The sequence below is a fragment of the Gluconacetobacter takamatsuzukensis genome, assembly GCF_014174275.1.
Taxonomy (GTDB): Bacteria; Pseudomonadota; Alphaproteobacteria; order Acetobacterales; family Acetobacteraceae; genus Gluconacetobacter; species Gluconacetobacter takamatsuzukensis.
In genome coordinates, this window is sequence record NZ_JABEQK010000014.1 from 36,745 (window position 1) to 52,054 (window position 15,310).

The following is a 15,310-nucleotide window of genomic DNA, read 5'->3' on the forward strand; positions in this document are numbered from 1 at the left end:
ACGCCGGGGCGGGAAACGCGGGCCGGATCGCCGCCTGTGGCGCCTCGCCGGACGGGCTCTTCCCGGCGGCGGGTGGCTGGTACGCATCCTGCGGGTTGGTTTTTGCGTTGACGATACCCTATCCTCGCGGGGCAGGCGTCGTGCGCTCCGGGCCAACAGATCGGGAAGAGATCATTGAACGCTGATGAGATCGTGGACCCCGCCGATGACCATTCGGACCAGGTCAGGCGTTTTCTGCTGCATGTCGGCGTTCCGATCTTCGGGGTCGTGCTGGTGGTCGCCATCATCGCGGGGATCGGCCTGCATTCCTATCGCTCGATCCGGTCGGGAGCGCTGGCGCTGACCCACGACCTGCTGGTCAGCGAGCAGAATTACATCGCGCAGGAAGTCGGCGATTATCTGGGCCCGGCCACGGCGGGGACCGTGATCGCACGCGACATGCTGGAACATGGGTCGCAGACCGCGATCATCAAGATCTTCAATTCCTATGGCGGCAGCATGCTCCGGCATGTGCCGCAGGTTCATTCCTTCTACCTGGCCGATTCCGACGGGCATTTCGACCTGATCGAGCGCGACCCCAAGGGCAAGGGGCTGGAGATGACGCAACTGACGGGCGAGGGCGCGGGGGCGCAATTCGTCCATCAGTTCCATGACGAGAAGGGCGCCGTGCTGCGCACGGAGAGCAATCCGACCGGCAATTACGACCCGCGCACGCGCGACTGGTTCAGGGGCACGGTGGAGTCCGGGAAGCTGTACTGGTCGGCGCCTTACCTGATTACCCAGACGGGCCAGATGATCATTACGGCCTCGATCGTCTATCAGGGCCAGGATGGCCGCCGGTTTGTCTTCGCCGTCAATCTGTCGATGAACGAGCTGACGAATTTTCTGGACTCGCTCCAGATCGGCAAGAGCGGGCATGCGCTGATCCTTGACCAGGACGGGCATCTGCTGGCCGGACGGCATATGCTGGACGTGGCGAAGCAGGCCAATTGGGACCCCGCGAAGATGGTTCTGGACCCGCGGACCTATCCGGCGCTGGCGCAGGCGTTCGATGTCTATCGCGTGCAGGGGTATGGCCCGCATACGGTCCGCAGCAGCAAGCGCAATTTCGTCACGATGGCGGCGCCCATGCCGTCGACGGCGAAGAAATGGGTGCTGATCCTGGTTGCGCCGGAAAGCGACTTTGCCAATTTCGCGATGGTGGACGGCCGGCAGAACCTGCTGTTCTCGCTGTTGATCGTCGCCCTTGCCGGGCTGCTGGGGGCGTTGCTGTTCCGCCAGGGGCGGCGGACCGAGCATGTGTCGGCGGAACTGGCGGGCCTGCGCGCGGTTTCGGGGCGGGAAAGCCAGACGCTGCGCGCGGTGGCGAGCTACCCGGCGCTGTTCGACCCGACCGACGAGGCGCTGATCCTGACGCGCAGCCTGGCGGAGATGGCCCTGGCACGGCGGGCCTCGGTCTGGCGCCTGATGCATGACGGCGCCACGCTGCTGTGCGTGGATTCCTACGATTCGCGCCATGATGCCCATTCGGGCGGTTTCGAACTGTCGCGCACCGATCTTCAGGCTTTCTTCGACCTGGTGGCGCATGGCGATGCGATCACGGTGCCCGATGCCGGGGCGGACGAGCGGACGGTCAGTTTCCACCGGCTGTTCATGCGGACCTTCGGCAGCAGCAGCCTCTTCCTGGCGCCCATCATGGGGGCGTCGGGGCCGATCGGCATGATTACGCTGGAGGATGCGTCGCGTGCCGGGCTGGTGTCGCACTTCGTCGCCATGATCGCGGGCATCGTGTCGGCCCGTTTTTCCGCCCAGCATTACAGCGCCGTGGCGGCGGCGGCCGGGGAACTGGCCCCGCCGCCCGCCGAGGAGGCCGAGCATGCCTTCGGCGACGGTTTCCTGATCCCGCCCGGCAGCACCCAGCCCGACGGGCAGGGGGGCGTGGTGGAAGGGCTGTTCCCCGCCGTGGCCGTCATGGTCATTACCTTTGCCGACATCATCACCTCGTCGCGCGACGATCCGGCGCGGATCATCGCGCTGGTCGAGGCGCTGGCGGTGCAGCTTCAGACCGTGGCGCGGCAATATGGGCTGTATTCGATCAAGATGCTGGGCCACCGGCTGGTCTGCGTCGCGGGCTGTTCGCACACGCCCGACCCCGAGGCTGCCGAACGGATGGCGAATGCGGCCCTGGTGATGCGCGAGGCGTCGCTGTCGCTTCTGTCGCGCGCGGACCTGGATCCGGTCTTCCGGATGGGGATCGATGTCGGCCCGGTTTTCGGCGGGTTGCTGGGCGATGACCCGAAGGTCTTCAACCTGTGGGGCGATGCCATCGGCATGGCCGAGATGATGGCGCAGGGCGCGCCGGATGTCGGCACCATCCAGGTGTCGGAAGAGGTGTACCAGATCCTGCGCGGGCGGTTCCTGTTCCGTGAGCGGGGGCGCTTCTTCGTGCCGCATGCCGGCATGACGCGCACCTATGTGCTGGCGGGGCGGCGATGACGGGGGGAGCGGTCGCGCCGACGCCGTCCGACACGCCGGAGGGGAGCCAGCCGGGTGTTCGGCCGGGCGGGCTGCGGGGCCGGCTGATGCCGATACTGGCGCGCATCCGCCCGGGACTGGCGCGGGTCGGGCGCCTGACGCGGCATCAGGTCCGGTTCATGCTGGTGCTGATCGGTGCGGCCTGGGGCGTGGTGCGCGAGAGCATGCGCCCCAATTCGTGGCGGCGGACGGTGCGCGAGGAGTTCCGCCAGTGCCTGCGCCAGGTCGTGGGTGGCGGGTTTCTCAGCACGATCGTCACCGCGACGCTGGCGGGACTGATGGTGGTGTCGCAGGCGGTGTACTGGCTGGGATTCGCCGGCATGGCGCAGATGACGGGATCGATCCTGGTATCGGTGCTGGTGCGCGAGATTTCGCCGGTGCTGGTCGGGATCATCCTGCTGGGGCGCAGCGGCATGCTGGTGCTGACGGAAATCGGGATCCTGACGCTGGGCGGGCAGATCCGTGCGTTGCAGGCGCAGGGCATGGACCCGTTCCTGCTGCTGGTGCTGCCGCGGACCTGCGCGTTCATGGTCGGCGGCTTTACCCTGGGCATCCTGTTTGCCACCAACGCGCTGCTGATGGGTTTTATCATCACCCATGCCTCGGGCGTGATCACGACGTCGGTGTGGACGTTCTTTGCCAATGTGCTGGGGGCGATGTCGTCGTGGGATTTCCTGGTCATTCCGCTGAAATTCATCCTGGTCGGGTTCTTTGTCGGACTGGGGGCCTGCATGACCGGATTGCTGGTGGATGCGGACGACACGATAGCGACCCTGATGCCGCGCGGCTTCGCGCGGGGCATCATGACGGTGATGGTCGTCAACATCCTGTTCACCCTGGGGGGCTGAACCATGGCGCATGACGGGCCGATCCTGGACCTTCGCGCGGCGCAGCCTTCGTTCGACGAAAGCGGCATGGCGCCGGTGCCCGTCGACCTGCGGTTGATGCCGGGGGATTGCGCGGTGGTGGAGTGCCGGGACTACGCGCGGGCCACGCTTTTTGCCGACCTGTGCTGCGGCATGATTGCCCTGGCGTCGGGGAGCGTGCGCTTCATGGGGCTGGACTGGACCGAACTGGGAGACCGCCAGTTCTATGCCCTGCGCGGGCGGATCGGGCGGATCACCCGGCGCGAATCGTGGCTGGACCTGTTCGGCACCCACCAGAACATCATTCTCCAGCAACTGCATCATACGACGCGCCCGACCGACGACGTGGTGGGTGAGGCGATGAAACTGGGGCTGGCGTTCGGCTTCCCCGGCCTGCCCCTGACCAGCCCGGGGCGCCTGTCGGCGTCCGACCTGGCGCGGGCGGCCTGTGTGCGGGCCTTTCTAGGCCGGCCCGACCTGCTGGTGCTGGAAGATATTTCCGACATGCTGCCGCCGGATGCGACGGTCGCGTTTCTGGAGGCGATCACGGCGGCCCGCGACCGGGGTGCCGCCGTGATGTGGTTCGCGCGGCATGCCGCGAGCTGGACCGACTACCGGTCGGCGGTGAATGTTCATCTGCGCCTTCTCGATGAAGGTCTTTTCCCGGTGCGGGGGGTCTGATGGCCAAGGATCAAGTGAAGGGCCTGACACGGCAACTGGTGCGCGTGCGGTATGCCGACGAATGGGTCGGGCTGCTGGTGCTGCTGGCGCTGCTGATCTGTTCGGCCGCCGTGATCGAGGCGGGCATCGTGCATAACTGGCTGACCCCGGCCGGCCGGTTGCAGATCGTGCTGCCCGATGGCGGCGTCAGCGGCCTGTCGCCGGGCGACGATGTGGAGGTGGTGGGCATTCGTGCCGGCACCATCCGGCGCATTCGCATCAATCCGACGGGTGGCATGTATGCGATCGCGGATATCGACCCGGATATCGAGCCCTTCATCCGCCGCGACAGCACCGCCACCATCCGCAAGCGGTTCGTGGTGGCCGGGGCGAACTATATCGACATCACCCGTGGCACCGGGCAGGTGATGGACTGGCATTACGCGGTGCTGACTGCGCACCCCGCGCCCAATCCGGCGGACATGATTACCCAGACCTTCGCCGACATTCGTGCGCGCGTGCTGCCGGTGCTGGATAGCGCGCAGCACATGATGTCGATGCTGGATTCCACGATTACCGACCTGCATGCAGGCAAGGGCACTGCCGGGCAGTTGCTGACCGACGACAAGCTGGTTCGGCAGGCCGAGACGCTGGTTGCGTCGCTGAATGACGCGGTGGCGCATCTGACGCCGGTCGAACGGCAATTGTCGGCGGTCATGGCCAAGGCTGATGCCAGCATGGCCAATGTGCGCGCCATGTCTGCCGACCTGCGGAAGGCCACCCCGAGCATGCCGGCGATTACCCGCAACCTGCAGGAGACGTCGGCCGAGCTGCCGGTGCTGCTGACGCAGGCGCAGACTACCGCCGCCAGCCTGCAGAAGCTGACCGACCAGTTGCGCGGCCTGTGGCTGCTGGGTGGTGGCGGAGCGAAGGCGCCCGCGTCTCATCGGTTGCCGGCCGGGAGGATCGAACCGTGAGGGGGGGCGTGATGCGCAGAGGCGGGCGGGCCGCGCTGCTGCTGGCACTGGCCGCGCCGGTGTTGGCCGGGTGCGGGGGCGGCAAGGCGGCGCCGACCAGCGATGCCGTCCTGGATCAGGCGATGGATGCGGGGCATCAATCGGCGGGGCTGGAGCGGCTGACGGTTGCGGAAGCGCAGTATCGGCTGGCCGGCACGCGTGCGCTGGCGCGCGACGATGCGCCGGCGATCGGCGATGCGGGGTATAATCTGGCTGTGGTGCAACTGGCGCAGGATCGGCCGGCCGACGCGCTCTCGACCATCGCGGCCACGCGGGCCGCGTTGGCGGTGCGGGGGCATGCGGGCGCCGATGCCGGGCTGGACCTGACGCAGGCTGCGGCCCTGCATCGCCTGTCGCGGGATGAAGAGGCCGGGCCGCTGGCCGCTGGGGCGATGGCGAGTGCCGATCCCGCGATTGCCGAGCAGGCCAGCCTGCTGACGGGGTTGATCGCGGATAGCCGGGGGGACCGGGCGACGCTGGCGCAGGCCGTGGCGCATCTGGCGCATCCGCGCCCCGTGGCCGCGAAATGGCAGGCGGATGAGGATGAATTGCAGGCCCGGATGAGGCTGGCGCAGGAGCCGGCGGCGGCGCGGGACCTGGCCGTGGCGGCTGCCGATCTGCGGCGGCAGCTTGTGGATTATCGCGGCATGGCACGGGCGCTGACGCTGGCCGCCCGTGCGGCGGGGCAGGCGGGGGATGCAGGTGGGGCGGCGGCTTTGTCGCTTCAGGCCACGCAGAGCCTGCACGCGCAATCGGCCAGTGCGCCGGCGGCGGTCGGGGCGCCTGACCCGTTCAAGGAGCCGACCCCGCCCGTCTGAGGCGTAGGGCGCCGCGAAGCGGCACGGCCGTCGTGTGTACGTGAGCCTCGGCGCGGAGCAGCCTATATGGCCGTGAGCACCGGAGCGCAGCGGACGCGCGTCGGATCGCTGGCGGCCCGCATTTACAGCCCGGTTCTGAGATCCGAGTGGCGGTCGATCAGGGTGGCGCTGGCGGTGTTCAGGCCCTGGAGTTCGACGGTCAGGCCGTGGCTTTCCATGCGCGCCACGATATCGCGCAGGGTGCCGACGGCCGTGATGTCCCAGAAATGGGCGTGGCGCAGGTCGATGCGGATGTGGCGGGCGGTGTCGCGCGTGTCGAAGCCCTCGGCGAAGAGATCGGCCGAGGCGAAGAAGATCTGCCCCGTCACGCTGTAAGTTCGGGTGTCGCTGGCGGCGTCGTAATCGGCCTGGACCGTGACTAGGCGCGAGACGTTGGCGGCGAAGAACAGGCCGCTGAGCAGCACGCCCACCAGCACGCCCGCCGCCAGATTGTGGGTGGCCACCACCACGGCCACGGTCGCCAGCATGACCAGGCTGGCCCCGCGCGGGTGGGTGCGCAGGTCGCGCAGCGAGGACCAGGAGAAGGTACTGGCCGAGACCATGATCATGATCGCCACCAGGGCGGCGACCGGTACCCGGGCCACCCAAGGCCGGAGCGTCACCATCAGCAGCAGCAGGAAGGCGCCGGCGACAAAGGTCGACAGCCGCCCGCGCCCGCCATAGCGCAGGTTGCCCACCGTCTGGCCGATCATGCCGCAGCCGGCGATGCCGCCGAACAGGCCGACGGCGACATTGGCCAGCCCGAGGCCGACGCATTCGGTGCGCTTGCTGCTGTGGGTTTCGGTCATGTCGTCGACCACGCTGGCGGTCATCATGGATTCCAGCAGGCCGACCATCGCCATGGCAGCGGCGAAGGGCAGGATGGTTTCCAGCGTGGACAGGGACAGCGGTACCTGCGGCCAGACCAGATGCGGCAGGCTGTCGGGCAGGCGGCCCAGATCGGCCACCGTATGGACCGGCATGGGCCAGATCGTGGCGACGGCCGTGAGGGCCAGGATGCAGACCAGGGGCGAGGGAATGGCGGTGAACAGGCGTGGCACGCCGTAGATGATGGCCAGCCCCAGGGCGATCATGGCGTAGGTGTGCCATGTCACATGCAGCATGTGCGGCAGTTGTGCCGAGAAGATCAGGATGGCCAGTGCGTTGACGAAGCCGGTGCGGACGGGACGCGAGACGTAGCGCATGAGCAGGTGCAGCCGCGCCGCACCCGCCAGCATCTGCAACAGGCCGGCCAGCAGCGTGGCGGCCAGAAGATACTGCACGCCATGCGTGCGCACCAGCGCCGCCGCCACCAGCGCGACCGACCCGGCGGCGCCGGAGATCATCGCCGGACGGCCGCCGGTGATGGCGATGACGACGCTGATGACGAACGAGGCGTAGAGCCCGACCTCCGGGTCCACCCCGGCGGCGAAGGAGAAGGCGATGACCTCGGGGATCAGCGCGAAGGTGCCGACCATGCCGGCCAGGATCTCGCGCACCGGATTGGCCATCCATTCGGCGCGGTAGCGGGCGAACCCGGAAAGCTGTGATTCAGATACGGATAAGGACACTTCAGAACCTGACCGGAAAAATGGGCTGGTGCGCGGGAGCCGCCCGGCAGGGTGGCTGTGCAGGCGGCCTGTCAGACATCGGCGATGCTGTCGTCCGGGCGCAGCCACCAGCAGCGTGCCGCCGGACGGGGGGTGGGCAGCATGTCCAGCGGATCGCCCTCGTAGCGGACCGTGTTGGTCGGGGTTTCCTGCAACGTGATTTCCGCGCAGCGCAGCAGGCCGCCATCGTCGTCGAGCAACGCGTTCAGCTTGGCCATCATCAGGCAGGCCATCAGCTCGGTGGTCGGGTCGCCCGGAGTGACGACGATGCGGCGGGCGCGTGCCGGCTCGTGCGTGCGGAACCAGCCGAGCAGCGGGTCGTCCTCGGCCAGTTGCAGGGCATGGTCCAGCCGTTCGTCCACGAAGCGGTGCCAACGCGACTTGGCGCGCTGGAAGGAGACGACCATGTTGCCGCTGCCGTCCAGCGGGCGGGGCGTGGTGGGGCGCAGGCGCACGGTGACGAATTCGTTGTGGCCGTGGGGCAGGGCGCAGCTTTCGCTGGCGCCGTGGATCAGCCGGTGGCCCATCGAGAAGCGGCGGGTGAAGACGAGGTCAAGCATCGGTGCGGCCCGCCATGTAGCGCTCCCACCCCGCGCGGCGCAGGTCGCAGGCGGGGCAGGTGCCGCAGCCATGGCCCCACGGGTGCATGACATCGCGCGTGCCCAGATAGCAGCTATGGCTCTCGCGGTTGATCAGCGCGACCAGCCCGGGGCCGCCCAGGCTTTCGGCCAGGCGCCAGGTATCGGCCTTGTCGATCCACATCAGGGGCGTATGCAGGACCAGCCGGCTGGCCATGCCCAGGTTCAGCGCCACCTGCATGGCCTTGATCGTGTCGTCGCGGCAGTCGGGGTAGCCGGAATAATCGGTCTCGCACATGCCGCCGATGATGTGGCGGGCGCCGCGGCGGGCGGCGAGGGCCGCCGCGAAGGTCAGGAAGATGAGGTTGCGGCCGGGGACGAAGGTGCTGGGCAGGCCGTTCTCGTTCATCGTGATCGCGGCGTCGCGGGTCAGCGCGGTGTCGGACACCGCGCCCAGTGCGTCGAGCGCCAGCGTGTGGTCCGCGCCCAGGCGGGCCGCCCATGCGGGGTCGTGCGCCGCCATGCCCGCGCGCAGGGTGTCGCGGCATTCCAGTTCCACCGCATGGCGCTGGCCGTAGGCGAAGCCCAGCGTTTCGACATGGCCGAAGCGCGACAATGCCCAGGCCAGGCAGGTCGCGGAATCCTGGCCGCCGGAGAACAGCACGATCGCGCTTTCCTGCTTCGGGTCGGCGGGGGTGAGTGATGCGGCCATCTCAGGGAATCCCGATCAGCTTGTGGGTCTGCAGGGACAGGCGCCAGCGCGGATGGGTGCGGCAGTAGGCGACCGCCTGTTCGGTATTGCGGGCCTGGTCGGGGCCGTCCATCGGCTGGAGCCAGAATTGCCGGAAATCCAGTCCGGCCACCTGTTCGGGCAGCAGGTCGGGCTGGGGGTAGACCAGTTTCAGCTCGTGGCCCGTACGCTGGACCAACGGCGCGCCGGCCTTGGGGCTGACGCAGACCCAGTCGATGCCCTCGGGTGCCGGCAGGGTGCCGTTTGTCTCGATGGCGATTTCGAAGCCGCGCGCGTGCACCGCCGCAATCAGGGGGGCGTCGAGTTGCAGCAGGGGCTCGCCACCGGTGAAGACGACGAAGGCATGGTCAAGGTCGGGGGCGGCCCAGGCGGCGGCGATGGCGTCGGCCAGGGAGGCGGCGTCGGCGAAGCGGCCGCCGCCCTCGCCGTCGGTGCCGACGAAATCGGTATCGCAGAAACGGCAGGTCGCGCCCGCGCGATCGGCCTCCCGCCCCGACCAGAGATTGCATCCGGCGAAACGGCAGAACACGGCGGCGCGGCCGGCATGCGCGCCCTCACCCTGGAGGGTCGCGAACATCTCCTTGATCGTATAGGCCATGCGGCGTGATTTCGGACAGGCCGTGCCCGGACGCAAGCCTTAAATCGCGGGAGCCGCTTCCGCCGGCCGCCTGGAGGCGGCCGGCGGGGGGCGTTCAGGCCTGGACGAGGCTGGTGTGCATGCCCAGGCGGGCCAGCAGGCGGGCGTCGCGGCTGGCTTCGGGGTTGGGGGTGGTCAGCAGCTTTTCGCCGTAGAAGATCGAGTTCGCGCCGGCCAGGAAGCACAGGGTCTGGGCCTCATCCGTCATGTCCTCGCGGCCCGCGGCCAGGCGCACGCGGCTGGCGGGCATGGCGATGCGGGCGGCGGCGATGACGCGCACGAAATCGATCGGGTCGACGGTTTCGGCTTCGGCCAGCGGGGTGCCGGCGACCCGCACCAGCAGATTGATCGGCACGCTTTCGGGATGTTTCGGCAGGCTGGCCAGGCTGGCGATCAGGCCGGCGCGGTCGCTTTCGTCCTCGCCCATGCCGACGATGCCGCCGCAGCAGACATTGATCCCGGCGTCGCGCACATTCGACAGCGTGTCCAGCCGGTCCTGATAGGTACGGGTGGAGATGATGTTGCCGTAATGCTCGGGCGAAGTGTCGAGATTATGGTTGTAATAGTCGAGCCCGGCATCACGCAGGCGCTGGGCCTGGCGGGCGTCGAGCATGCCCAGGGTGACGCAGCTTTCCAGCCCCAGGGCCTTCACGCCCTCGACCATGGCGCAGACCGTCTCCAGGTCATGATCCTTCGGCGAGCGCCAGGCGGCGCCCATGCAGAAGCGCGCCGCCCCGGCGTCGCGCGCGGCGCGGGCTTCCTTCAGCACCGCTTCCACTGCCATCAGGCGGCTGGCCTTGACGCCGCCATCCTCGTGCATCGCGCTCTGCGGGCAATAGGCGCAATCTTCCGGGCAGCCGCCGGTCTTGATCGAGAGCAGGGTTGAGATCTGCACCTCGGTCGGGTCGAAGCGGGCGCGATGCACGCTCTGGGCCCGGAACAGCAGTTCGGGGAAGGGCAGGGCGATCAGCGCCGCGATTTCGTCGCGCGTCCAGTCGGTGCGCACCGGCGGAAGGGACGGATCGGCGAAAGCGGGCGATGCGGCCGGCATGAGACCATCGGGCATCGGGCGGGTTCCTGGACTGTCGGCGGTAAGGGACACGCTGTGCCACAGAAGCGGGGGGTATGTCACCCATGTCGGCTCGTCGGGGCTTGTTTCGGTCGCTCGAAGGAGGGGCGTGGGCCGGGTGCGGTCGTAAAAAATCGTTGACCGTTGAATAATTGGGGTTCCACTAGGGAGACAGGAACGGTTCACGCAGGGACTGCCCGCTCGCCATGCCCATTTCAGACAATCGCGCCGCGCTCAAGCTCTCTCCCGATCATGCATTGACGGAGGAGCAGGAAAGGCTGGTGGGCCGGGTCGTGGCATTCTGCCGGCAGCATGTGGGCGGGCGTGGCGGCGTGCTGGTGCTGGAGGGGCCGGCCGGCACGGGCAAGAGCATCGTCATGAATGCCGCCTTCGCCCGGCTGCGGCAGGCGGCGGGACGCGGTAGCGGGGATGCCCTGTCGGGCCGGAGCATGATGTTCCTGGTCAATCATCCCGAGATGATCAAGCTGTACCGCCGGATCGCGGAGGGTTCCGCCGCCCTGCGCAAGCGGGATTATGAGCGGCCGACCAGCTTCATCAACCAGGCACGCAAGAGCGGGCAGGGCGCGGATATCGTATTTGTCGACGAGGCGCATCTGTTGTTGAGCCGCCGCGATGCCTATAACCGCTTCCTGCAGGACAACCAGCTGGAAGAGATTATCCGGGCCAGCCGGGTCGTCGTCCTGGTCTTCGATCCCCGGCAGGTGCTGAAATTCAAGAGTTTCTGGGATGAGGCGGCGCTGCGCCGGCTGCTTGGGGACCGGCCGGTGGTCTTTCAGCGGCTGACGACGCAGTTTCGCATGCAGGCTCATGAAGACGTGCCGCGCTGGATCGAGGCGTTCGGCGAGCGGGTTCTTCTGCCGCTGCCGGCATGTCAGCCATTCGATTTCCGGATCTTCGACGATGCGCAGGCGATGTACGATTTGATCCGCCGGCATGAGGACGAGGTGGGGCTGTGCCGGATGCTGGCGACCTACGATTATCCCTATATCCTTGACGGGAATGACCATTTCATCACCGAGGGGAGGTTTCACCTGCGTTGGGACCGCGCGCTGCCGCAGGCGCGGCTGCCGTGGGCGGAACGGGCCGACACGATCGACGAGGTGGGGTCGGTCTATACCGTGCAGGGGTTCGACCTGAATTATGCCGGCGTCATTCTCGGCCCCAGTGTCGATTACGATGCGGCGTCGGACCGGATCACCATCGATGCGTCGCTGTATGAGGATGGGGCGGCGTTCGCCGGGAAGGCGGGGATTGCCGATCCGGCTTCGGCGCGCGAACGGATCATGCTGAATGCGATCAGCGTGCTGATGACGCGGCCCATGCGGGGGCTCTATCTCTATGCCAGCCGCCCGGCGCTGCGCGCGCGGCTGATGACGCTGTGGCGCCGGCGCGAATCGGTGCCGGCCCGGGCGATGCTCCGTTTTTCATCGGGGGATGAATAGAAAGCGTGCTCCGGGGGTGCTAGGAGTCGCAACGCGCCATTGCAAAGGGACGATCTTGTGCCGGTCCATCATACTCCGCTCAGCCGCCGCAGGGGACGCCCGGCGAAGGGAACGCCCGCGGCGCGCGATGCCATGCTGGGCGCGGCCCTGCATGGTTTCTCGCGGAAGGGCTATGACGGAACGGGGCTGCGGGAGATCGCCGAGGAGGCGGGGGTCGATCCGGCGCTGATCTCGCATCAGTTCGGCTCCAAATTCGCCCTGTGGAAGGCGGTGGTGGACGAGATCGCGCTGCGTCTGGCGGCGGCGCGCCGGTCGATCGAGGAACTGCATGGCGGGTCGGGTTCGACCGAGGAGCGGGTGCGCGAAGGGCTGACGCGCTTCATCACCGCCAATTGCGACATTCCCGAACTGTCGAAATTTCTCTCCGACGAACTGAGCCAGCCCGGCGAGCGGCAGGAATATATCCTGCGTGAAATCTGGGAGCCGTATCAGGACGCGATGCTGCCTTTGTTGCAGGAAGCCCGTGCGGACGGGCTGCTGCGCCATGACGGCTCGCCCGAACTGACCCTGATGATGGTGATGGGGGCCGTCATGCTGCCGTTGCTGATGATGCGCCGGCGGGGGCTTTCGAAACGGGACGAGGCGGAACTCTCCCGCCGGCTGGTGTCCGACGTGTTGCCGATGGTGCTTGCCGCGGCCTGACGGCGGGCAGCGCCGTCAGGCCGTTTGCGATCAGGACGCGGCGTTGATCTGCTTCGTCCACAGGGGAAGATTGTAGTAGCTGGTGACGCGCGCGATCTTGCCGTCCCGGATTTCGAAGAAGGCGCCGACCGGCAGCCTGTAGGTCTGGCCCGTGGCCGGCGGCAGCCCCTGTTCGGTCTTGAGATAGGCGCCGTGCACGGTGAATTCGGCGGCGGCGCGGGTGCCGTCGGGGGTTGTCATGATCACGAGGTCCTGCGATTCCTCGCGATAGAAGCCCTCCATGCGCTTTAGGAAGGTTTCGAATTGCGGGCGGCCGATCTCCTGCCCGCCCTGGTTGATGTCATGGACGACATCTTCGGTCAGCAGGTCGAGGACGGCGGCCACGTCCTCGCGGTTGAAGGCGTCGTAATAGGCGCGGATCAGGGCTTGGGTCTGCTCGGCGGACATGGGGTTTCTTTCTCAGCTCTCGAAGGGGATGCGGCGGGCGACGGGGACCGTCACCGGCCAGTCGCGGCAATTGCGTACGGCGCCGTTTTCGCGCACCGCGTCCAGCGTGGCCGGGTCGAGCGTCGTGAAGATCCAGCCGCCCTGGTCCAGCGTGCCTTCGGCCATGATGCCGTCGGCGGGGAAGCCGCGATCGACCGGGCCGTAGATTCCGGCACAGCCGTGGTTCTCGTCCAGCGTCGCCAGCCAGGGTGCGTCGCCCACCGTCGGGGAGACCGCGACGAAGCACTGGTTTTCCAGCGCGCGGGCCTGGGCCGAGATTCGCACCCGGTTGAAGCCGTGCATGGAATCGGTGCAGGTGGGCACCAGGATCAGCCAGGCCTCGGCCTCGATCTGGGCGCGCGCCAGCATCGGGAATTCCGAATCATAGCAGACCGAGGTGCCGATCAGGCCCCACGGGGTTTCGAACACGCCGGGCGGGTTGCCCGCGCGCACGCCCCAGGATTCGTTCTCGAACCGGGTCATGACGTGCTTGTCCTGGAACGCGACCTGTCCGTCCGGAGCGATCAGGGGCGCGCGGTTGCGCACGCCGGCCGCCTCGGGGCGGGGCAGGGTGCCGGGCATCAGCCATACCCGATGGCGCTTCGCCGTCTCGCGCATGATGTGCAGGATGGCGTCGCTGTGCCGGCAGACGGCCTCGAGCTCCGCCGCCGGGTCGGGCCGGTCGGTCAGCGCGGCAGCGACCTCCATGCAGGAATATTCCGGCATCAGCAGCAGGTCCGCGTGCGGCGCCGCTTCGGCGACCAGGGCGTCGAGATGGCGGGCGTAATCCTCGATCGTGTGGTTGCGCGCGACGTGCCAGGCCAGCACGCCCAGTCGGATCGGTTTGTTCATAGGACATGTTCCTGCGTCTGGAGGCTGGCGGGGATCGGCGCGCCCCGGAGCGATTTTATGAAGAAATCGAGCGTGTGGGGTGTTTCTTCGGTCTGGCCGGGTTCTTTCCAGTCCAGTTCGCAGCTCACGCCGGGGAGGGGGTGGAAGCCGCGCCTGGCCCAGAAATCATACAGCGTGGTGGCGCCCGGCGGACGGGCCGGGTGGTCGTTGGGGCGGCGGACCGAGCAGAAGGTGGCGAAATTCGCGCTGCTTATCGCCAGCGCGTGGCGTTCGCGCTCTTCGAAGAAGCGTACGCCCAGGCCCTGGCCGCGATAGGCGTCCAGCAGCACGGATTCGCCGAAATAGAAGAAATCGTCCGCATTCAGGCCGCGTGTTTCGAAGGGAGCGCGGATGGCGTCCAGTTCATCACGCATCGGCAGGCAGGTCGAGGCGCCGATGACGGACTCGCCGTCGCGGGCGACGATGACGGCGGCGCCTTTGCTGCGGACGTAGAATTGGAGGTATTTTTCCTCGTAGGCCACATCGCCGTCATACAGATAGGGCCATTCGCGGAAGACCGCGATGCGCAGGCGGGCGAGGTCCGGGAGCACCGGAACGATGTGCTCGCCCGTCAATGTCTCGATCGTCACGCGCATGCGGGCGGTTCCTTTTCAGTGGGTGTCCGCGCCGGGTTGCGGCGCGGAGATCGGGGCGAGGGTGGCGTTGGCCGCGCGGCGTGCATCGTCGGGTGCGATCCGGACGACCAGGCCCCGCGCGCCGGCATTGATGTAGATGGCATCCTTGCCGGATGCGGCGTCGTCGATCACGACCGGCACCTGCGTTTTCTGGCCGAAGGGGCTGATGCCGCCGACCTGGAAACCGGTCAGGTCCTCGGCTTCGTTCGCCGGGATCATGCGGGCATTGCGGCCGCCGAACAGGGCGGCGACCTGCTTGAGGTTGACCTTGCTGGCGGCGGGAACGAGCAGGCACACCGGCTGTTCGCGGTCGACCCGGACCATCAGGGTCTTGAAGACGCAGGACGGATCCTGGCCGATGGCGGAAGCGGCCTGCATGCCGATCGGGGCGCCGGCGGGATCGTAGTCGTAGCGATGGACACTGAATCGCACGCCATGTTCCGTGAGGAAGGAAGTGGCCGCCGTCCTGTCCTGCTGCATGCGGGCGCTCCCCTCGGGCGCGTTAAATCATCGAATGGTGAATATAAGGCTGCTGGCCGAGCGTCAAGGGAGAG

Annotated in this window: 16 protein-coding genes; 7 read left to right on the forward strand and 9 right to left on the reverse strand. The window is 67.8% G+C overall.

What is annotated here, in order from left to right:
• Positions 1–174 precede the first annotated feature (174 nt).
• Genes HLH27_RS15050 through HLH27_RS15070 form a run of 5 tightly spaced genes read left to right on the forward strand, consistent with a single transcriptional unit; the run spans position 175 to position 5,895 of the window.
• On the forward strand, positions 175–2,496 hold the full coding sequence (locus HLH27_RS15050) for an adenylate/guanylate cyclase domain-containing protein (RefSeq protein WP_182950861.1): 2,322 nt from the start codon (positions 175–177) through the stop codon (positions 2,494–2,496).
• Positions 2,493–3,383: an MlaE family ABC transporter permease gene (locus tag HLH27_RS15055; protein WP_182950862.1), complete on the forward strand. Its 891-nt coding sequence runs from the start codon at positions 2,493–2,495 to the stop codon at positions 3,381–3,383. Before HLH27_RS15050 ends, HLH27_RS15055 begins: the two co-directional genes overlap by 4 nt.
• 3 nt (positions 3,384–3,386) lie before the next feature.
• Positions 3,387–4,082: an ABC transporter ATP-binding protein gene (locus HLH27_RS15060; RefSeq protein ID WP_182950863.1), complete on the forward strand. Its 696-nt coding sequence runs from the start codon at positions 3,387–3,389 to the stop codon at positions 4,080–4,082.
• Positions 4,082–5,038 (forward strand): MlaD family protein, encoded by a 957-nt coding sequence (locus tag HLH27_RS15065; RefSeq protein WP_182950864.1) that lies wholly within the window; start codon positions 4,082–4,084, stop codon positions 5,036–5,038. The genes HLH27_RS15060 and HLH27_RS15065 overlap by 1 nt, the downstream gene beginning before the upstream one ends.
• An 11-nt stretch (positions 5,039–5,049) precedes the next feature.
• Entirely contained in the window at positions 5,050–5,895 is an 846-nt protein-coding gene (locus tag HLH27_RS15070; protein WP_182950907.1) for a hypothetical protein, read from the forward strand.
• 122 nt (positions 5,896–6,017) lie between these two features.
• Here the strand turns inward: HLH27_RS15070 and HLH27_RS15075 are convergent, their stop codons facing one another.
• The 5 genes from HLH27_RS15075 to bioB form a co-directional block, all read right to left on the reverse strand.
• Positions 6,018–7,445, reverse strand: coding sequence for a SulP family inorganic anion transporter (locus HLH27_RS15075; protein ID WP_182950865.1), 1,428 nt, complete (start codon positions 7,443–7,445; stop codon positions 6,018–6,020).
• 131 nt (positions 7,446–7,576) lie between these two features.
• The gene (locus HLH27_RS15080) at positions 7,577–8,104 is read right to left on the reverse strand and encodes a 6-pyruvoyl trahydropterin synthase family protein (RefSeq protein WP_182950866.1); all 528 of its coding nucleotides are present in this window, start codon (positions 8,102–8,104) and stop codon (positions 7,577–7,579) included.
• Positions 8,097–8,834, reverse strand: coding sequence for a 7-cyano-7-deazaguanine synthase QueC (gene queC, locus HLH27_RS15085; RefSeq protein WP_182950867.1), 738 nt, complete (start codon positions 8,832–8,834; stop codon positions 8,097–8,099). The genes HLH27_RS15080 and queC overlap by 8 nt, the downstream gene beginning before the upstream one ends.
• A 1-nt stretch (position 8,835) precedes the next feature.
• Complete coding sequence (gene queE / locus HLH27_RS15090; RefSeq protein WP_182950868.1) at positions 8,836–9,471, reverse strand: 7-carboxy-7-deazaguanine synthase; 636 nt, start codon at positions 9,469–9,471, stop codon at positions 8,836–8,838.
• Between the two features lie 94 nt (positions 9,472–9,565).
• A complete protein-coding gene (bioB, locus tag HLH27_RS15095) occupies positions 9,566–10,576 on the reverse strand; it encodes a biotin synthase BioB (RefSeq protein WP_182950869.1) in 1,011 nt (336 codons plus the stop codon).
• A gap of 209 nt (positions 10,577–10,785) precedes the next feature.
• On the opposite strand from bioB, the gene HLH27_RS15100 reads away from it, so the two are divergent.
• Positions 10,786–12,042 (forward strand): DUF2075 domain-containing protein, encoded by a 1,257-nt coding sequence (locus HLH27_RS15100; protein ID WP_182950870.1) that lies wholly within the window; start codon positions 10,786–10,788, stop codon positions 12,040–12,042.
• Positions 12,043–12,174: 132 nt separating this feature from the next.
• A complete protein-coding gene (locus tag HLH27_RS15105) occupies positions 12,175–12,744 on the forward strand; it encodes a TetR/AcrR family transcriptional regulator (protein WP_182950871.1) in 570 nt (189 codons plus the stop codon).
• Positions 12,745–12,774: 30 nt separating this feature from the next.
• On the opposite strand, the gene HLH27_RS15110 is transcribed toward HLH27_RS15105, so the two are convergent.
• The 4 genes from HLH27_RS15110 to ybaK are packed head-to-tail and all read right to left on the reverse strand — an operon-like array spanning position 12,775 to position 15,236.
• The gene (locus HLH27_RS15110; protein WP_182950872.1) at positions 12,775–13,191 is read right to left on the reverse strand and encodes a ketosteroid isomerase-related protein; all 417 of its coding nucleotides are present in this window, start codon (positions 13,189–13,191) and stop codon (positions 12,775–12,777) included.
• Positions 13,192–13,203: 12 nt separating this feature from the next.
• On the reverse strand, positions 13,204–14,082 hold the full coding sequence (locus tag HLH27_RS15115) for a carbon-nitrogen hydrolase family protein (RefSeq protein ID WP_182950873.1): 879 nt from the start codon (positions 14,080–14,082) through the stop codon (positions 13,204–13,206).
• On the reverse strand, positions 14,079–14,717 hold the full coding sequence (locus tag HLH27_RS15120) for a GNAT family N-acetyltransferase (RefSeq protein ID WP_182950874.1): 639 nt from the start codon (positions 14,715–14,717) through the stop codon (positions 14,079–14,081). The genes HLH27_RS15115 and HLH27_RS15120 overlap by 4 nt, the downstream gene beginning before the upstream one ends.
• A gap of 15 nt (positions 14,718–14,732) precedes the next feature.
• Positions 14,733–15,236: a Cys-tRNA(Pro) deacylase gene (gene ybaK / locus HLH27_RS15125; RefSeq protein WP_182950875.1), complete on the reverse strand. Its 504-nt coding sequence runs from the start codon at positions 15,234–15,236 to the stop codon at positions 14,733–14,735.
• Positions 15,237–15,310: the final 74 nt, after the last annotated feature.